Here is a 16,084-nt window from a genome sequence, read left to right on the forward strand (position 1 = left end):
TGGTCGGCGAGGTGACAGTACGAACGGGGAGCACCCGGTACCGCCCGTGGGAAAGCGGGGATAACTCAGGGAACCAAGACCGCAGTTAAGGCAAGAGGGTTCCGTCCAGGACGCTAGACCGTTAGGGATCTGGAGGCTACCGGGCGCGGTAGCCGGGCAGGGGGACTGGGTATGCTGCGAACCGTATTGTGCGACCTGTTGGGAGTTGAGTACCCGATCCTGCAAGGAGGTATGGCCTGGGCCGGCACCGGGGAACTGGCCGGAGCGGTTTCCGCTGCCGGGGGCCTGGGCATCATAGGGGCGGCAGATTTTCCCCCGGAGGTGGTGGCCGAGGAAATCGCCAAGGTGCGCCGGTTCACCGACCGGCCTTTCGGGGTCAACATCATGCTGATGTCTCGTTACGTGGAGGACGTGGTGCGCCTGGTTATTCGGGAGAAGGTGCCGGTGGTAACCACCGGCGGGGGCAATCCCGGGAAATATCTCCCGGCGCTGAAGGAGGCGGGCATCAAGGTTCTCCCGGTGGTTTCCTCGGTGGCACTGGCCAGGCGTCTGGCCCGTTCCGGGGTGGACGGGTTTATCGCCGAAGGGATGGAGTCCGGGGGGCACATAGGAGAGGTGGCCACCGTACCACTGGTGCCGCAGGTGGTAGATGCGGTGGAGGAGCCGGTGGTGGCCGCCGGAGGCTTTGCCGACGGCCGCGGCCTGGTGGCGGCCCTGGCCCTGGGCGCGGTAGGCGTGCAGATGGGTACCCGCTTTCTGTGTAGCCTGGAATGTCCCGCCCACCCGAGGGTCAAAGAACGCATAATCCAGGCCAAGGACCGCGATACCGTGGTCACCGGGGCCCTCACCGGACACCCGGTGCGGGTGCTGAGGAATAAGCTCTCCAGGCAGTTCGAGCAAATGGAGAAGAGCGGGGCTTCGGTAGAGCAAATTGCCGCTCTGGGAGTGGGCAAGCTCCGGGCGGCCATGGTAGAAGGGGACGTAGAGAATGGTTCGGTCATGGCCGGGCAGGTAGCGGCCCTGATCAAGGACGTCCGACCGGTAAGGGAGATTATCCAGGGGATAATGACCGAGGCCGAGGCGATCCTCCAGGGGTTGACCCGGCTGACCTCCGAGAACGGAAAGGCGGGTGAGAGGGGGCTTGGGTAAGAAGGCCTTCGTTTTTCCCGGTCAGGGTTCGCAGTACGTGGGAATGGGGCGCGATCTCTTCGAAGGACACGCGGAGGTGCGAGAACTCTTTGCCGCCGCCGACGCCCGCCTGGGGGAAAGCCTGAGCCGGCTCTGCTTTTTCGGCCCGGCGGACCGCCTGGGCCAGACGGCCAATACCCAGCCGGCAGTGCTCCTGGCAAGCATGGCCGTTCTCACCGTAATGCGGGCGGCCGGTGCGAAACCGGACTTCGTTGCCGGTCACAGTCTGGGAGAGTACAGCGCTCTGGCCGCCGCCGGGGTTCTCGACCCGATTGAAGCCTTGTGGCTGGTCCGGCGCCGGGGCCTCTACATGGAGGAAGCGGTCCCTCAGGGAAGAGGGATCATGGCCGCCGTGCTGGGGCTGGAGCGTGACCGGATCGAAGAGGCCTGCCGCCGGGCGGAGGATGCGGGTACGGTAGTGGTGGCCAACCTCAACGCGCCGGGCCAGATAGTAATCAGCGGCCTGCGGCCGGCGGTGGAGAAGGCGGCCACCCTGTGCCGGGAAACCGGAGCCAAGAAGGTGGTATTGCTGGATGTGAGCGGGCCCTTCCACTCTCCCCTCATGGCACCGGCTGCGACCAGGCTGGAGCCCGATCTGGAACAGGTTCGTTGGCGGCCGCCCGAGGTGCCGATAATTGCCAACTGCTATGCCCGGCCGGTTACCGAAGTGGCGGCCATTAAGGCGGCCCTTCTGCGCCAGCTTACCAGCCCGGTTCGCTGGCAGGAAAGTATAGAGTATCTTGCGGCCAACGGCGTGGACACCTTTGTGGAGATCGGCCCGGGCAGGGTGCTCTCGGGGCTGATAAGGCGCATCGTGCCGGGGGCAACAATCTGCCACGCGGAGGACCGGGCGTCGTTGGAAAAGGCCCTTGCATCCTTATAGGAGGCTGACTAAAATGTTGCTAGATGACCGGGTGGCCCTGGTAACCGGCGCCTCCAGGGGAATAGGGCGGGCCATCGCCATAGCCCTGGCCCGCGAAGGGGCTAGGGTTGCGGTAAACTACCTGAAAGAGGCCAGGGCAGCCGAGGAAACGGTCCGCCTGATCGAAGCATCAGGAGGCACGGCCGTTACCCTGCAGGGGGATGTGGGCCACCTCGAGGCCGCCGAAAACATGGTGCAAGAGGTAACGCGCACTTTCGGTCGCCTGGACATCCTGGTGAATAATGCCGGGATAAGCAAGGACAATCTCTTATTGCGGCTGAGCGAGGAAGATCTTGATCTGGTGCTGGCCACCAACCTGAAGGGCGCGTTCAATTGCTCTAAGGCGGCATTAAGACCCATGCTCAAACAGAGATACGGACGGATAATCAACGTCGCTTCGGTCGTCGGTCTGGTGGGCAATGCGGGGCAGACCGCCTATGCCGCTTCTAAGGCAGCCATCGTGGGGTTTACCAGATCTCTGGCTAAGGAAGTGGCCTCGCGGGGCGTCTTGGTCAACTGCATCGCGCCGGGTTACATAGTTACCGATATGACCGAGGCCCTCAGCGAACAGCAGCGCGAGGAGATCGGCCGGCGGGTCCCGCTGGGCCGCCCGGGCCAAACGGAGGAAGTGGCGCAGGTAGTGGTGTTTCTTGCTTCTCCCGGCGCCAGTTACCTCACGGGGCAGGTTATAGCCGTAGACGGTGGGATGACGGCCTGAGAGGGGGTGAAGGTCATGGCAGTCTTCGACAAGGTGCGGGAAATCATTGTCGACCAATTGGGAGTTGAGGAAGAGGAGGTTACGCTAGACACCTCTTTCGAGGATCTGAACGCCGACTCTCTGGACATCGTGGAGCTCATCATGGCCCTGGAAGAAGAATTCGACATCGAAATTCCCGATGAGGACGCGGAAAAGCTCACCACGGTTCGGGCAGCGGTGGAGTACATCAAGGAGAAAACCGGAGGCAAATAGACGGTAGGTGCACCGACTGAGGGGGTAAGATCGCGGTTGAAGAGGCGGGTGGTCATTACCGGCGTGGGGGTGATTTCTCCGGTCGGTACGGGCAAGGAGAAGTTCTGGGAAGCGCTTAAAGCGGGGCGCTCGGGCATAGGTCCGGTGACCCGCTTTAAGGCCGATGACTTTCCCACTCAAATAGCCGGCGAGGTTAAGGACTTTGATCCCAACAATTTTCTGGAAAAGAAGGATATCAAGCGCATGGACCGCTTTGCCCAGTATGCGGTTGCCGCCACCAAGATGGCGGTAACCGATTCCGGGCTGGATCTGGATCACACGGACAGGGAAAGAGCCGGGGTAATCCTGGGAACCGGCATCGGCGGTACGGAGACGTTCGAAGAGCAACACCAGGTCCTTCTGGAGCGGGGCCCGAATCGCATAAGCCCCTTCTTTATACCCATGATGATCGCCAATATGGGAGCGGCGCAGGTAGCCATAATGCTGGGCCTTAAGGGACCCAACTTTACCGTAGTCAATGCCTGCGCTGCCTCGGCGAATGCCCTGGGCTCCGCTCTAAGAACTCTGCAGAACGGAGAGGCGGAGGTGGTGATCAGCGGCGGCGCTGAGGCCTCGGTCACACCCATGGCGCTGGGCGGGTTCTGCGCCATGAAAGCTCTTTCCGCACGTAACCACGAGCCGGAGCGCGCCAGCCGTCCCTTCGACCGTCTTAGAGACGGTTTCGTTCTTGCCGAAGGAGCAGGTATTCTGGTACTGGAGACTCTGGAGCACGCCTTGGCCCGGGGGGCGCGCATTTACGCCGAACTGGCCGGGTACGGGTGCACCTGTGACGCCTATCACATTACCGCCCCCGCCCCGGACGGCGAGGCGGCGGCCAGGGCCATACGCCTGGCCCTGCAAGACGCCGCCGTAAGTCCGGAAGAAGTAGATTACATCAACGCCCACGGCACCTCGACGGAACTCAACGATCGGCTGGAAACCGAGGCCATTAAGAAGGTGTTCGGCACCCGAGCCCGTGAGGTGGCCATCAGCTCCAACAAGTCCATGATCGGCCACCTGCTCGGAGCGGCCGGAGCGGTGGAGCTGATTGCCACCGCCCTGACCATTCTAGAAGGAGTCGTGCCTCCTACCATCAATTACGAGAATCCGGACCCGGAATGCGATCTGGACTATGTTCCCAACGCGGCGCGCCGCCTGGACGTCAAGGTGGCTGTTTCCAATTCCCTGGGTTTCGGCGGCCACAACGTTGCTTTGGTCCTAAGGCAGTATCGGGGGTAGACCCGGTGGAAGAAGAACGGCGGCGGCAACTGGCGGAGCTGGCACGCCTTTGCGGGATAGAGGAGGCGAATGCCAGGCTCCTCAACTCTGCTCTTACGCACCCTACTTATGTGTTCGAAAACCGGCACCTGGGGTGGGAGCACAACCAGCGGCTGGAGTTCCTGGGGGATGCCGTCATCGGCATGCTGCTGGCAGAATATCTCTATCTGGCCTATCCGGAAAAGCCCGAGGGTGAACTGTCAAAGATGCGGGCGGCGGTGGCCTGCGAGTCCACCCTGGCCCGAAGGGCAAGGGAATTGGGGTTAGGCCGGTTCCTCCTGCTGGGACGGGGTGAGGAGGTATCCGGTGGGCGGGAAAGGCCTTCCACGCTGGCCGACGCCTTCGAAGCTTTGGTGGCAGCCATCTACCTCGACAAGGGCCTGGCCACGGCCCGACAGTTCGTGTGGAGCCAGCTGTCTCCGGAACTGGAGCGTACCCGGTATCGAGACTTTAAGACCGAACTCCAGGAACTGGTCCAGGGCCGAGGCGAAGGGAATGTGGCCTACCGGGTGTTGCGGGAAATCGGTCCCGACCACGATAAGCGGTTCCAGGTAGGAGTGTTCTTGCAGGATCGGGTTCTGGCTATCGGTTGGGGAAGGAGCAAGAAAGAAGCCGAACAGCAGGCGGCCCAAGGAGCGCTGGAGAAGTTGCTGCAGGAATTGCCCTTTGATTAGTCGAATATAATGCCCTGGGAGTCGTACCACGAGGCGGAGGTTAGCTGAAAAGGGGGGGTAACGAACGTGGAAGTGCTCAAGGTATCGGCGCGCTCTAATCCCAAGTCGGTTGCCGGAGCGCTGGCGGCGGTTTTCAGGCAGAACGGTAGAGCCGAGATCCAGGCGGTGGGGGCAGGAGCGGTCAACCAAGCGGTAAAGGCCATAGCGATCGCCCGGGGATATGTAGCCCCGAACGGTATCGACTTGGTAATGATCCCTGCCTTTTCGGAGATCTCCATCGAGGGTGAAGAAAGAACCGCCATCCGCTTTATCGTAGAGCCGCGCTAAGGCCTTAAGGTCCTGCTAGAAATTCTAACTGCTCGCAAGAGCAGTTTTTTTATGTTACGATGGGATTGGATTATACTTCCAGTCCGCGGAGGAATAGGCTTTGCACATCCGTGAATTAGAGGTAAGCGGTTTTAAGTCCTTCCCCCACCGGGTCCGGCTGGAGTTCAGCCCCGGCCTTACCGCCATCATCGGTCCCAACGGCTGTGGTAAGAGCAACCTGGTGGACGCCATTCGCTGGGTTCTGGGGGAGCAGAACGCCCGCACCCTGAGGGCAGAGCGAATGGAAGAACTGATTTTCGGGGGAAACCGGCGTCTCAGAGCGCTGGGACGGGCGGAGGTCTCCCTTACCCTGGACAACTCCGACCGCCGGCTGCCCCTGGATTACGGAGAAGTAAGGATTACCCGGCGGCTGTTTCGCTCCGGCGAGGCCGAGTACCTTCTGAACCAGGTTCCCTGCCGGATGCGAGACATACAGCAGATGCTCTGGGACACCGGAGTAAGTCGACAGGGGTTTGCGGTGATCGGCCAGGGCCAGGTAGAGGAATTTCTGGCCGCCGCCCCCGAAGAGCGGCGGGCTTTCCTGGAAGAGGTGGCCGGCATTGTACGCTATCGCCACCGGAAGAAAGAAGCCGGACAGAAGCTGGCCGAAACTCAAGGACACCTCGGCCGTCTCCGCGATATTATGGCGGAACTGGAAGCCCAGTTAGCCTCGATGGAAGGAGAAGTTGAAGCCGCCAGAAAATACCAACAGGTGGCAGAGGAAATCGCCGCTCTGGAGAAGGAGTTGCGATTTTCCCTCCTAAATTCCCTACGCTCTCAAAAGGCAAGGCTCCTGGCCCGTTCGGAAGAACTGGCAACCGAACTGACCGGCGTGAGACAACTGGAGACCCGGCTGGGCGAAGAAAAGGCCCACCGCCAGGCCCGCCTGGAGGCTCTGGAGCGTGAACTCGAGCTTGCCCGAACTGCCTGGGGAGAGGCGGCCGCCCGCCGCCAGGAGGCGGAACTGGCGGTCCGGGCGGCGGCCCAGGAACTGGAGCTGCTGCGACGGGAGGAAAGCCGGGTCCGGTCTCGACTGATGGAGCTGGAAGAACGCATCCGTGGGTGCGAGACAGAGATACTGTCTGCGCGGGCAGAACTGCGGAGGGCAGAGCAAGCCCGCTGCGAGCTGGAGGACCGAGAGGCCGCCTCTATGCAGGAACTGGCCTCCATTGAAGCACGCTGGGCGGAGGCCATGCGCAGAAGGGAGGAGCGCCGGGCGGCCTGGCACCAGAAATGGCTGGAGTTTCTCGAACTGCAAAACCGGCTGCAGGCGGCTACCGAGGAATGGCAACTAAGCTACACTCAGGGCCAACGGGCGTACGGCGAACGAGATCGGCTGCGAAAAGAGCTGGAGGCCCTAGACGCGGAAAAACGGGAGGCGGGACGACGGCGCTCGGAACTGCAAACACGAATGGAGCAGTTGGAAGGGGAGCGGGAAGAGCTAAGGCGGCAAGTGCGCCAGGAGCAGGAAAAGCTCGACCGCTTGAGGGAAGAAGCAGAGCGCGTGCGCAATTCCTGGCAGGATCACCGCAACCGACTGGCGCTGTTGCGGGAATGGCAACAGGGGCACGAGGGCTACAGCCAGGCGGTCAAGGCGTTACTGTCGGCCCGCGGGCGGCTGTGGCCCGATCATCAGGGGCTCATAGGAGTGGTGGCGGAGATAATCCGGGTTCCGGCTGAGTTGGAGGCAGCCCTGGAGGCCGCCCTGGGTGGGGCCTTACAGCACCTCGTCACCCGTACCGAGGCCGACGCCCAGAGGGCCATAGCCTATCTGAAGGCCACCGGTGCCGGTCGGGCCACCTTTCTTCCCCTGGAATCCATCCGGCCCAGACACCTGGGGGTCGACCGGGCGGTGACGAAATGGGCAGGGGTGGTAGGTGTGGGCTCGGAACTGGTGGAGGTAGCCCCGGACTGCGAGATAGTAGCCCTGCACCTGCTCGGCGACCTGTTGGTGGTCAGCCGGCTGGACCAGGCTTTGGCCCTGGCCCGGCGGCTCGGGTACCGCGTGCGGCTGGTGACCCTGGAGGGAGAATTGGTGCATCCGGGCGGTTCCATTACCGGAGGCCATTCCAGAAAACGGTCCGGCGGGCTACTCTCCCGCCTGCGGGAGGCCGCGGAGCTTGCCGCCCGTGTGGAGGCCGAAGGACGCCATTTCAACTCCTTGCGGGAAGAGGTAGCCGCAGCGGAGGCCCGACTGGCGAAGCAACAAGAGCTGGAACAGGAGCAGCAGGAACGGCTCTGGCGTCTGAAGAGCGAGTTGGAGGGAGAAACACGCCGGGAGCAACATCTGGCGGAGAGGCTGAGAGAGGCGGCCGAGAAGCTCGCGGTCACCGAACTGGAACTGGCGCAGTGGGAAGAGGACTTTCGTCAACTCACCTCGCAGAGGCAGCAACTGGAAGAGAAGGCGGCCGAGTTTCAACCTGTGGTGGCCGAGGGGCCGAGCGAGTCTGAGGCCTTTGATGGGGAGGCGGAAACACGCCGCCAGGAACTGCTGGCCACGGCGGCGGAACTGCGCGGCCACCTGGCCCGAGCAAGGCAGGAGGAGGAACGCTTACGGGGACGACTGCTCGGTCTGGAGGAGACCGGGGAGCACCTCCGCCGGGAACAGGAGGCAGAAAAAGCTCAGCTGGATCGGCTTTGTTCCCAGGTGGCCGCGGGGGAAGAAGGTCTCGTCCGACTTCAGGTGCTGGCAAAAGAGCGCGCGGGAGAGGAAGAAGAACACGCCCTTGGCTGCGCCCGCAAGGAGTCCGAAGTGCGGGAAGCCCGGGCGGCACTGATAGGGATTGAGGAGAGAATTGCGCGGACCGAGGAACGGCGGCTGACGATCGAACGCCAGCTTGACCATCTGGAGGCGGAGAGAAGAGAAGTCGAGGCCACCTGGAGGGCCCAGGTGGATTGGCTGGCAGAACGTCACGGGTGGAGCGAGGAACAGGGACTACCCCAAGCCGTACGCCGCGAAGCAGAAATCAAGAGGCTGCTGGCCTCCAAGCAGGAAGAGAGGGAGCGTCTCGGCGCGGTAGACCTGGCTGTACTGGCCGAGTACCGCCGCCTGGAAGAGCGCCACCGTTTTCTCGCCCGGCAGGCCGCGGATCTGGAATCGGCGCAGGCCACCCTGAGCCGGCTGGTGGCCGACGTAGAAAGGCTGATGGAAGAGCGTTTGAAGAACGCGCTGGAAACGGTAAATGCCCAGTTGCAACCGGTTTTTTCCTCCCTTTTCGGCGGGGGCCGGGCCTGGCTGGAGCCCCGAGAACCGGGAAGACTTCTGGAAGGAGGTCTGGAGCTGGCGGTGCAGCTGCCGGGCAAGCGGTTACCGAACCTGGCCTTGCTGTCAGGAGGGGAAAAGGCGCTGGCCAGCATCGCGGTTCTTTTTGCCCTCTTGCTGGTCAAGCCCAGCCCGTTTTGCCTCCTGGACGAGATCGACGCCTCGCTGGATGAAGCCAACGTGACCCGGTTTGCCCGGTTTCTGCGGGAGTTGGCCAGCAAGCAGCAATTCATCGTGGTATCTCACCGCGCCAGTACGGTAGAGGTGGCGGACAGCGTCTACGGCCTTACTATGGAAGAAGAAGGAGTGTCCAAACTTCTCGCCCTGAGACTGCCCCAAGATGGTCAGCGTCACCGTGACCACAGTACCGGCTAGAGAAAGGGAGGACCGAACTTGGGTTTCCTGGAGAAGCTGAAAGAAAGACTGCATAAGACTCGCGCCGGCTTTACCTCCCGCCTTGGAGATCTGATCCAGCGCTTCCCCCAGCTTGACGAAGAATTCTTCGAGGAGCTGGAAAGCCTGCTTATTGCGGCCGACGTGGGCGTAGAAACCAGCCTCCTTCTGGTGGAAACCGTACGGCGACGGGTGAAGGAGGAACACCTCCGCGAGCCGGCGGCCGTCCGGGAAATCCTCCGGCAGGAGGTGCGGGCCATCCTGGAGACCGACCAGGTCCCGCTGCGGATGGACGCCAACCCGACGGTAATAATGGTGGTAGGGGTAAACGGCACCGGCAAAACTTCTACCGTAGGCAAGCTGGCCTGGCGCCTGCGGCGCGAAGGCAAGAGGGTCCTTCTGGCCGCAGCCGATACCTTCCGGGCGGCGGCCGACGAACAGTTGGCACTTTGGGCCGAGAAGGCGAAGGTAGACGTCGTGCGCCACCAGCAGGGAGGGGATCCGGCCGCCGTGGCCTTCGACGCCGTAACCGCCGCCCGCAACCGGGGGTTGGACGCAGTACTGGTGGATACGGCGGGCAGACTCCATACCAAAGGCAACCTGATGGCAGAGCTGGTCAAGGTAGGCCGGGTAGTCGGAAAGGCTCTCCCCGGCGCCCCACACGAAATTCTCTTGGTAGTGGACGCCACCACCGGCCAGAACGCACTGGTCCAGGCGCGGGCGTTCCATCAAGCCCTGGGCCTGACCGGTCTGGTGCTCACCAAACTGGACGGAACCGCTAAAGGAGGGATAGTGATCGCGATAAAGAAGACCCTTAACCTGCCGGTAAAACTGGTCGGCGTGGGCGAGGGCCTTGAGGACCTCCACGATTTCGATCCGGGCGCCTTCGTGGAAGCTCTGTTCGCCCAGCCGTAGACGGAAAGGGGAAGGACATGAGCGAGGTACGCCCCTTATTCTGGAAGGAAGGCCGTTTGCACCTGCTGGATCAAAACCTGCTTCCGGACCGGGTAGAATACCGCGTCTTGAGTTCCTGGGAGGAAGTAGCCCAGGCCATCAGGGACATGGCCGTACGCGGCGCGCCGGCCATAGGGGTGGCTGCGGCCTTTGGCATGGTACTGGCCGCCTCCGGCGCCCTGACCGCCGGAAAACCGTTGGCGCCGGAAATCTCCCGCGCCCTAACCGGGCTGGCCGCCACCCGTCCCACGGCGGTCAACCTGTTCTGGGCTCTGGAGCGGATGCGCCGGCGGTGGGAGCAGTCCCTTGCTATGGAGGGAGAGAAGGCGACGGCCGCACTCGAGGAGGAGGCCTTACGCATCTGGCAAGAAGAAGAGGAGGCCAACCGGCACCTGGCAAGACTGGGAGCCGACCTGGTTCCCCCCGGAGCCCGAGTCCTGACCCACTGCAACGCCGGTGCCCTGGCCACCGCCGGCTATGGGACCGCCCTGGGGATAATCCGGGCCGCGCACCGCGCGGGGAAACTGGAGATGGTCTACGCCGACGAGACGCGCCCCCGGCTGCAGGGGGCGAGGTTGACCTCTTGGGAGCTTGTCACCGAGGGCATCCCGGTCACGGTCATCTGCGACAACATGGCCGCCTCGCTTATGGCCCAGGGCAAGATAGACCTGGTAGTGGTGGGTGCGGACCGCATTGCTGCCAACGGTGACGTGGCCAACAAGATCGGAACCTATGCTCTGGCCATCGTGGCCCACTACCACGGCGTGCCCTTTTACGTGGCCGCGCCCACCAGTACCGTCGACCTGCGCACTCCCAGCGGGCGGGAGATACCGATTGAGGAAAGGGCGGAGGAGGAGGTCTCCTGCTGGGAGGGCCGCCGTATCCTGCCGCCGGGAGTCAAGGTGGTTAACCCGGCCTTCGACGTGACCCCGGCGGCGCTGGTCTCGGCCGTTATTACCGAGAGAGGGATCCTGAAACCCCCTTACCCGGAAAGCCTCAAGGCCATACGCTGACACTCCGGAAAGTCCGGCAGGGGCCCGGAAGGGCCGGGGGTTGACTTTGCGCAGTAATTCCCTTAGTATTTACCTGTAAATCCGGGGGCCGGAAAAAGAGGGAAAGCTGATGCCCACCCTGCAGGCGCTGAGCGAGAAGCTACAGGGCATTCTTCACAAGCTCCGGGGCAAGGGGATATTGAGCGAGGCCGACGTGAACGCCGCCTTGCGCGAGATACGCCTTGCCCTTCTGGAGGCGGACGTAAACTACGCGGTGGTGAAGGACTTTATCGAGAAAGTCCGGGTCCGGGCCGTAGGGCAGGAGGTTATGGCCAGCCTGAACCCCGCCCAGCAGGTAATCAAGATAGTCTATGAGGAGCTTACCGCGCTGATGGGGGGGGCAGAGACCGGTAGCAAAGCGCCGGCCAAAGGCCCCGCCGTAGTGATGCTGGTGGGGTTGCAGGGGTCGGGCAAGACCACCACCGCCGCCAAACTGGCCTTACATTTGCGCCGCCAGGGGAAGCAGCCGCTGCTGGTTGCCGCCGACGTGCGCCGTCCGGCGGCGGTGGAACAGCTTCAGGCCTTGGGCCGGCAGACGGACATCCCGGTGTTCTTCCGGCCCGGATCCGATGCCGTTACCGTGGCCCGGCAAGGCGTACGAGAAGCCGAGCGCCTCGGCCGGGACGCCGTGGTGGTGGACACCGCCGGACGCCTCCACATCGATGCTGAACTGATGCGGGAGCTGCGTCTCATGCAGGAGGCCATCACTCCCTCCGAAGTGCTCCTGGTAGTGGACGCCATGACCGGTCAGGACGCGGTGAACGTGGCCAAGGGTTTTCACGAGGAACTGAAGCTCGACGGCGTTATCCTCACCAAGCTCGACGGCGACACTCGAGGAGGGGCGGCACTTTCGGTCCGGGCGGTAACCGGCTGCCCCGTCAAGTTTGTAGGCACCGGTGAGAAGCTCGACGCGCTCGAACCCTTTTATCCCGCCCGCATGGCCTCCAGGATCCTGGGCCTTGGCGACGTGCTGACCCTCATCGAAAAGGCTCAGGCCCAGGTAGATGCCGCCAAGGCGGCAGAAATGCAAAGAAAGTTCCGACGCCAGGAGTTCACGCTGGAAGACTTCCTGGACCAGCTGCGCCAACTCCGCCGGCTGGGTTCGCTTGAAGAGGTGTTGAGCCTCTTACCCACGGCCGGAGTGCCTAAAGAGCTGAAGAACCTGCAGGTGGACGAAAAGGAGCTCACGCGCATTGAGGCCATTATCTGTTCCATGACGCCCGAAGAACGAGCTCATCCGGAGATTATCAATGCCAGCCGCAAGCGTCGGATCTCGCGGGGCAGCGGAACCACGGTCCAAGACGTGAACCGGCTGTTGAAGCAGTTTGCCCAGACCCAGAGATTACTTCGCCAAATGGCGGAAGCCACGGCGGCCAAACGACCTGCCCGTGCTTTCGGTCTGCCCTTTTGGAGGTAGTTACCTACGAGGAGGTGAAGGCAGCATGGCCACGCGGATACGTCTAATGCGCATGGGAGCGAAGAAGAAACCCTTTTACCGGATAGTGGTGGCCGACAGTCGTGCCCCGCGCGACGGAAGATTCATTGAGGCCGTAGGGTACTACAATCCTCTGCGCGAGCCGGCAGAGATACACCTGGAGGTCGAAAGAGTCGTCGAATGGCTCAACAAGGGCGCTCAGCCCTCGGATACGGTAAGGCACCTGCTGGTCAAAACGGGCGTCTGGGACCAGGTCAGGGCCGGCGGCCGACAGGTGGAGGGAGAGTAATGAAGGAGTTGGTTGAAGTACTGGCCAAAGCCCTGGTAGACAATCCCCAGGCGGTTGAGGTACGTGAGCTAGAGGGAGAGAAATCGGTGGTATTGGAGCTCAAGGTGGCTCCCGAAGACATGGGTAAGGTTATCGGCAAACAGGGTCGCATCGCCAGGGCCATCCGTACGGTGGTGAAGGCGGCGGCGGCCAGAGACGGCAAGAGGGTAGTAGTGGAGATCCTTCAATAGGGAGGGCCCTCGGTGCCGCGGAGACAGCCTTTGCCGAGCTTTGTCACCGTCGGTCGCGTGACCGCCCCTCACGGTTGGCAGGGCGCGGTGCGGGTAGAACCGCTCACGGACTTTCCTCAACGCTTCCAAAGCGTAAACTCGCTCTTTGCGGTTCAGAACGAAGAACGACGAGAACTGGCGGTCCAAGAGGTAAAGGGCGGAGGGAATACGGTTATTATCAAGTTCGCCGAGATCAATAGCCTTGAGGAGGCCGAAACCCTACGCGGGGCCCGGCTGGAAGTTCCCCGCGCCGCCGCGTACCCTTTACCGGCCGGTTGTTTTTACGTTTACGAGCTGGTAGACCTTCCCGTGTACGGCGAGGAAGGCGAGTTCCTGGGTTTCGTGGAAGAGGTGCTGCGCACGGGGAGCAACGACGTATACGTGGTGCGCAACCCCAACACGCGGCGAGAGCTGCTGTTGCCGGCCACTCGGGAGGTGGTGAAGGCAATAGACCTGGACCGGGAAGAAATCAGGGTGCGGCTTCTGCCCGGGCTGGGAGAGTGAACGGGTGCGGTGCGGATCGACGTACTGACCATTTTTCCGGAAATGTTCCAAGGGCCGCTCCAGGCCAGCATAGTCAAACGGGCGGCAGACCGGGGCCTGGTGAACATCAATTTGGTGGATATCAGGGAGCATTCCCGGGATAAGCACCGCTCGGTCGACGACTATCCCTACGGCGGAGGCCCGGGAATGGTGATGCGGCCCGAGCCCATATTTGCCGCCTGGGAGGCCTTGGGTCCACCGGCGGACCGTCACCGGGTGATCCTGCTTAGCCCCCAGGGAAAGCTTTTCAGCCAGGGCAAGGCTAAGGAGTTGGCAGATCTCGAGCAGCTGGTGCTCATTTGCGGTCACTATGAGGGCGTGGACGAACGGGTTGCCCTTTACCTGGCGCAAGAAGAACTCTCGATCGGGGACTACGTCCTCTCCGGCGGAGAACTCGCGGCCATGGTGGTTATCGACGCCGTCGTCCGCCTGCTGCCGGGAGTACTGGGCGCTGCCGCCTCCCTGCAGGAGGAATCGTTCGGGGAAGGGCTGCTGGAGTACCCGCAGTATACTCGTCCACCCGAATTCAGAGGCTACAAGGTACCGGAGATTCTCCTGTCCGGTCACCATGAGGCCATCCGGCGCTGGCGGCGGAAGGAGGCCCTGCGCCGGACCAGGGAGAGACGCCCCGATCTGTGGCAGCGCTTTCATCCCACCGAAGAAGACCGTGAGCTTCTGGCCGAACTAGAGCGAGAGGAAGGAAGGAATGCCCAATGGACCTCTTGACCACGCTGGAAAAAGAACAAATGCGTAACGATCTGCCCGACTTCGGGCCGGGGGATACGGTACGGGTATACGTTAAAGTAAGTGAAGGGGGCCGCGAGCGGACCCAGATGTTCGAGGGTGTGGTGCTGAGCAGGCGCGGGAAGGGCGCCAACGAAACCTTCACCGTGCGGCGCATGTCGTACGGAGTGGGGGTAGAGCGGACCTTTCCCCTGCACTCACCGCGCCTGGAAAAGATCGAGGTAGTGAGACAGGGCCGGGTAAGGCGGGCCAAGCTGTACTACCTGCGGGAAAAGATCGGGAAGGCCGCTAAAGTTAAGGAAAAAGAACGAGAAAGAACCTAGGCCTCACGGCCTCGGCGGGGAGACGGCCGTTCGCCATGGAAAGCTCGAAGAAGAGCCCGGTCCTGGATACGCTGGAAGCCTTAGTGGTGGCCGTAGTTCTGGCTCTGGCCATACGTCTTTTCCTGTTCGAACCTTTCATGATTCCCAGCGCCTCTATGGAGCCGACCCTGGTTCCCGGGGACCGGGTAATGGTAAACAAGCTGGTCTACCGGCTGGGCGATCCGGAGCCGGGAGACGTGATAGTCTTTCGGTATCCTCCAGATCCCCACATCGTTTATATCAAGCGCGTCGTGGCCGTGGGCGGTCAATCCGTAGAACTCCGTAACGGCCAACTCTTCGTGGACGGCCAAAAGGTGCAGGAAGAATACCTCCCCCAGAATCCGGGGGGTGGCGGAGACTTCGGTCCGGTGAAAGTGCCTGCGGGCACTTACTTTGTAATGGGCGACAACCGAAATAACAGCCAGGATAGCCGGGTCTGGGGACCGGTACCCAGGCAAAACCTCCTGGGCAAGGCCCAGCTACTCTATTGGCCGCCTGACCGCTTCCGGGTGGTACGGTGAGCTGGCACCGGCTACTACCTTTCATCGATGCCGTTCTGGAGGTCGCCGACGCCCGCCTGCCGCAGGCCAGCCGCAATCCCGATCTGGTCAGCCGCATACGGGGAAAAGGCCGGATTCTAGTACTTCACAAGGCCGACCTGGCGGACGTGGAGAGGGGAAGGCAGTGGCTCGAGTTCTTCCGAAACCGCGAAGGCCTCCCGGCCGTGCTGGTTTCGGCCAGAGGGTACGGGCTCGCGCAACTCGAGCAGGCGTTGGTCCGCCTGTCTCGAGAGCGACCAGCAAGACGCTACATCCGTCCCATACGGGCAGTGGTGGTGGGCATACCCAACGTAGGCAAGTCGACCCTCATCAACCGCCTGGTCGGCAGGTCGGCGGCCAGAACCGGCGCTCTGCCCGGGGTGACCAGGGGCGAACAATGGCTCCGGATACGGCCGGGCCTGGAAATCCTGGATACGCCGGGACGCCTGCCTCTGCGCCCCGACCTTCCGCCTTGGCAATTGGCGGTCCTGCGAGCGGTGAGCCTGGGCGATGATGAACTGGAAATCAACGCCGAGGAACTCCTCGCCGTAGTAGCCCGCCTTTACCCGGGAAGGTTACCCGCCTGCTACCCGGGCGAGGACCCTCCCTCACTGGAGCACGTGGCCCGGATTCGCGGCCTGATAGGCAAGGGCGGGCTGCCGGATCGGACCCGAGCTGCCCGCGCGATTTGGCAAGACTTCTGGGACGGGCGGTGGGGAAGGCTCACGCTGGAGCTACCTCCAGAGGTTTGAGCTGACGTATCCCCACTTTCGAGTTAAGTTGAGTTGACTGGCGGTACCGGGTG

18 protein-coding genes are annotated in these 16,084 nt (G+C 62.6%); all 18 read left to right on the plus strand.

The window, feature by feature from the left end; translation table 11 throughout:
- Window positions 1–171 precede the first annotated feature (171 nt).
- The 18 genes from fabK to NUV99_11600 all read left to right on the plus strand — a co-directional run bounded on the left by fabK (window position 172) and on the right by NUV99_11600 (window position 16,031).
- Entirely contained in the window at window positions 172–1,149 is a 978-nt protein-coding gene (gene fabK, locus NUV99_11515) for an enoyl-[acyl-carrier-protein] reductase FabK (GenBank protein MCR4420717.1), read from the plus strand.
- Window positions 1,142–2,071, plus strand: coding sequence for an ACP S-malonyltransferase (gene fabD, locus NUV99_11520; GenBank protein MCR4420718.1), 930 nt, complete (start codon window positions 1,142–1,144; stop codon window positions 2,069–2,071). Before fabK ends, fabD begins: the two co-directional genes overlap by 8 nt.
- A 13-nt stretch (window positions 2,072–2,084) precedes the next feature.
- A complete protein-coding gene (fabG, locus tag NUV99_11525) occupies window positions 2,085–2,828 on the plus strand; it encodes a 3-oxoacyl-[acyl-carrier-protein] reductase (protein MCR4420719.1) in 744 nt (247 codons plus the stop codon).
- A gap of 15 nt (window positions 2,829–2,843) precedes the next feature.
- Window positions 2,844–3,080 (plus strand): acyl carrier protein, encoded by a 237-nt coding sequence (acpP, locus tag NUV99_11530; protein ID MCR4420720.1) that lies wholly within the window; start codon window positions 2,844–2,846, stop codon window positions 3,078–3,080.
- 36 nt (window positions 3,081–3,116) lie between these two features.
- Window positions 3,117–4,358, plus strand: coding sequence for a beta-ketoacyl-ACP synthase II (gene fabF, locus NUV99_11535; protein ID MCR4420721.1), 1,242 nt, complete (start codon window positions 3,117–3,119; stop codon window positions 4,356–4,358).
- 5 nt (window positions 4,359–4,363) lie between these two features.
- Window positions 4,364–5,071, plus strand: a complete 708-nt coding sequence (gene rnc / locus NUV99_11540; protein ID MCR4420722.1) for a ribonuclease III — start codon at window positions 4,364–4,366, stop codon at window positions 5,069–5,071.
- A 66-nt stretch (window positions 5,072–5,137) separates the two neighbouring features.
- A complete protein-coding gene (locus NUV99_11545; protein ID MCR4420723.1) occupies window positions 5,138–5,398 on the plus strand; it encodes a stage V sporulation protein S in 261 nt (86 codons plus the stop codon).
- A 100-nt stretch (window positions 5,399–5,498) separates the two neighbouring features.
- Window positions 5,499–9,074 (plus strand): chromosome segregation protein SMC, encoded by a 3,576-nt coding sequence (smc, locus tag NUV99_11550; GenBank protein MCR4420724.1) that lies wholly within the window; start codon window positions 5,499–5,501, stop codon window positions 9,072–9,074.
- A gap of 18 nt (window positions 9,075–9,092) precedes the next feature.
- The gene (gene ftsY, locus NUV99_11555; protein MCR4420725.1) at window positions 9,093–10,007 is read left to right on the plus strand and encodes a signal recognition particle-docking protein FtsY; all 915 of its coding nucleotides are present in this window, start codon (window positions 9,093–9,095) and stop codon (window positions 10,005–10,007) included.
- A 17-nt stretch (window positions 10,008–10,024) separates the two neighbouring features.
- Window positions 10,025–11,059, plus strand: a complete 1,035-nt coding sequence (mtnA, locus tag NUV99_11560; protein MCR4420726.1) for an S-methyl-5-thioribose-1-phosphate isomerase — start codon at window positions 10,025–10,027, stop codon at window positions 11,057–11,059.
- Between the two features lie 109 nt (window positions 11,060–11,168).
- Window positions 11,169–12,515 carry a signal recognition particle protein gene (gene ffh, locus NUV99_11565; GenBank protein MCR4420727.1) on the plus strand — a complete coding sequence of 449 codons (1,347 nt, stop codon included), beginning with the start codon at window positions 11,169–11,171 and terminating at the stop codon, window positions 12,513–12,515.
- Window positions 12,516–12,540: 25 nt separating this feature from the next.
- Window positions 12,541–12,822 (plus strand): 30S ribosomal protein S16, encoded by a 282-nt coding sequence (gene rpsP / locus NUV99_11570; protein ID MCR4420728.1) that lies wholly within the window; start codon window positions 12,541–12,543, stop codon window positions 12,820–12,822.
- Complete coding sequence (locus NUV99_11575) at window positions 12,822–13,052, plus strand: KH domain-containing protein (GenBank protein MCR4420729.1); 231 nt, start codon at window positions 12,822–12,824, stop codon at window positions 13,050–13,052. Before rpsP ends, NUV99_11575 begins: the two co-directional genes overlap by 1 nt.
- A gap of 12 nt (window positions 13,053–13,064) precedes the next feature.
- Window positions 13,065–13,595, plus strand: coding sequence for a ribosome maturation factor RimM (rimM, locus tag NUV99_11580; protein ID MCR4420730.1), 531 nt, complete (start codon window positions 13,065–13,067; stop codon window positions 13,593–13,595).
- A 9-nt stretch (window positions 13,596–13,604) separates the two neighbouring features.
- On the plus strand, window positions 13,605–14,360 hold the full coding sequence (gene trmD / locus NUV99_11585) for a tRNA (guanosine(37)-N1)-methyltransferase TrmD (GenBank protein MCR4420731.1): 756 nt from the start codon (window positions 13,605–13,607) through the stop codon (window positions 14,358–14,360).
- The gene (gene rplS / locus NUV99_11590) at window positions 14,348–14,701 is read left to right on the plus strand and encodes a 50S ribosomal protein L19 (GenBank protein MCR4420732.1); all 354 of its coding nucleotides are present in this window, start codon (window positions 14,348–14,350) and stop codon (window positions 14,699–14,701) included. Before trmD ends, rplS begins: the two co-directional genes overlap by 13 nt.
- Window positions 14,702–14,736: 35 nt before the next feature.
- On the plus strand, window positions 14,737–15,261 hold the full coding sequence (lepB, locus tag NUV99_11595) for a signal peptidase I (GenBank protein MCR4420733.1): 525 nt from the start codon (window positions 14,737–14,739) through the stop codon (window positions 15,259–15,261).
- Entirely contained in the window at window positions 15,258–16,031 is a 774-nt protein-coding gene (locus tag NUV99_11600) for a 50S ribosome-binding GTPase (protein ID MCR4420734.1), read from the plus strand. The genes lepB and NUV99_11600 overlap by 4 nt, the downstream gene beginning before the upstream one ends.
- The last annotated feature ends 53 nt before the right edge of the window (window positions 16,032–16,084 follow it).

Source organism: Clostridia bacterium, from assembly GCA_024653205.1.
Taxonomy (GTDB): Bacteria; Bacillota; DSM-521; order Neomoorellales; family SLTJ01; genus JANLFO01.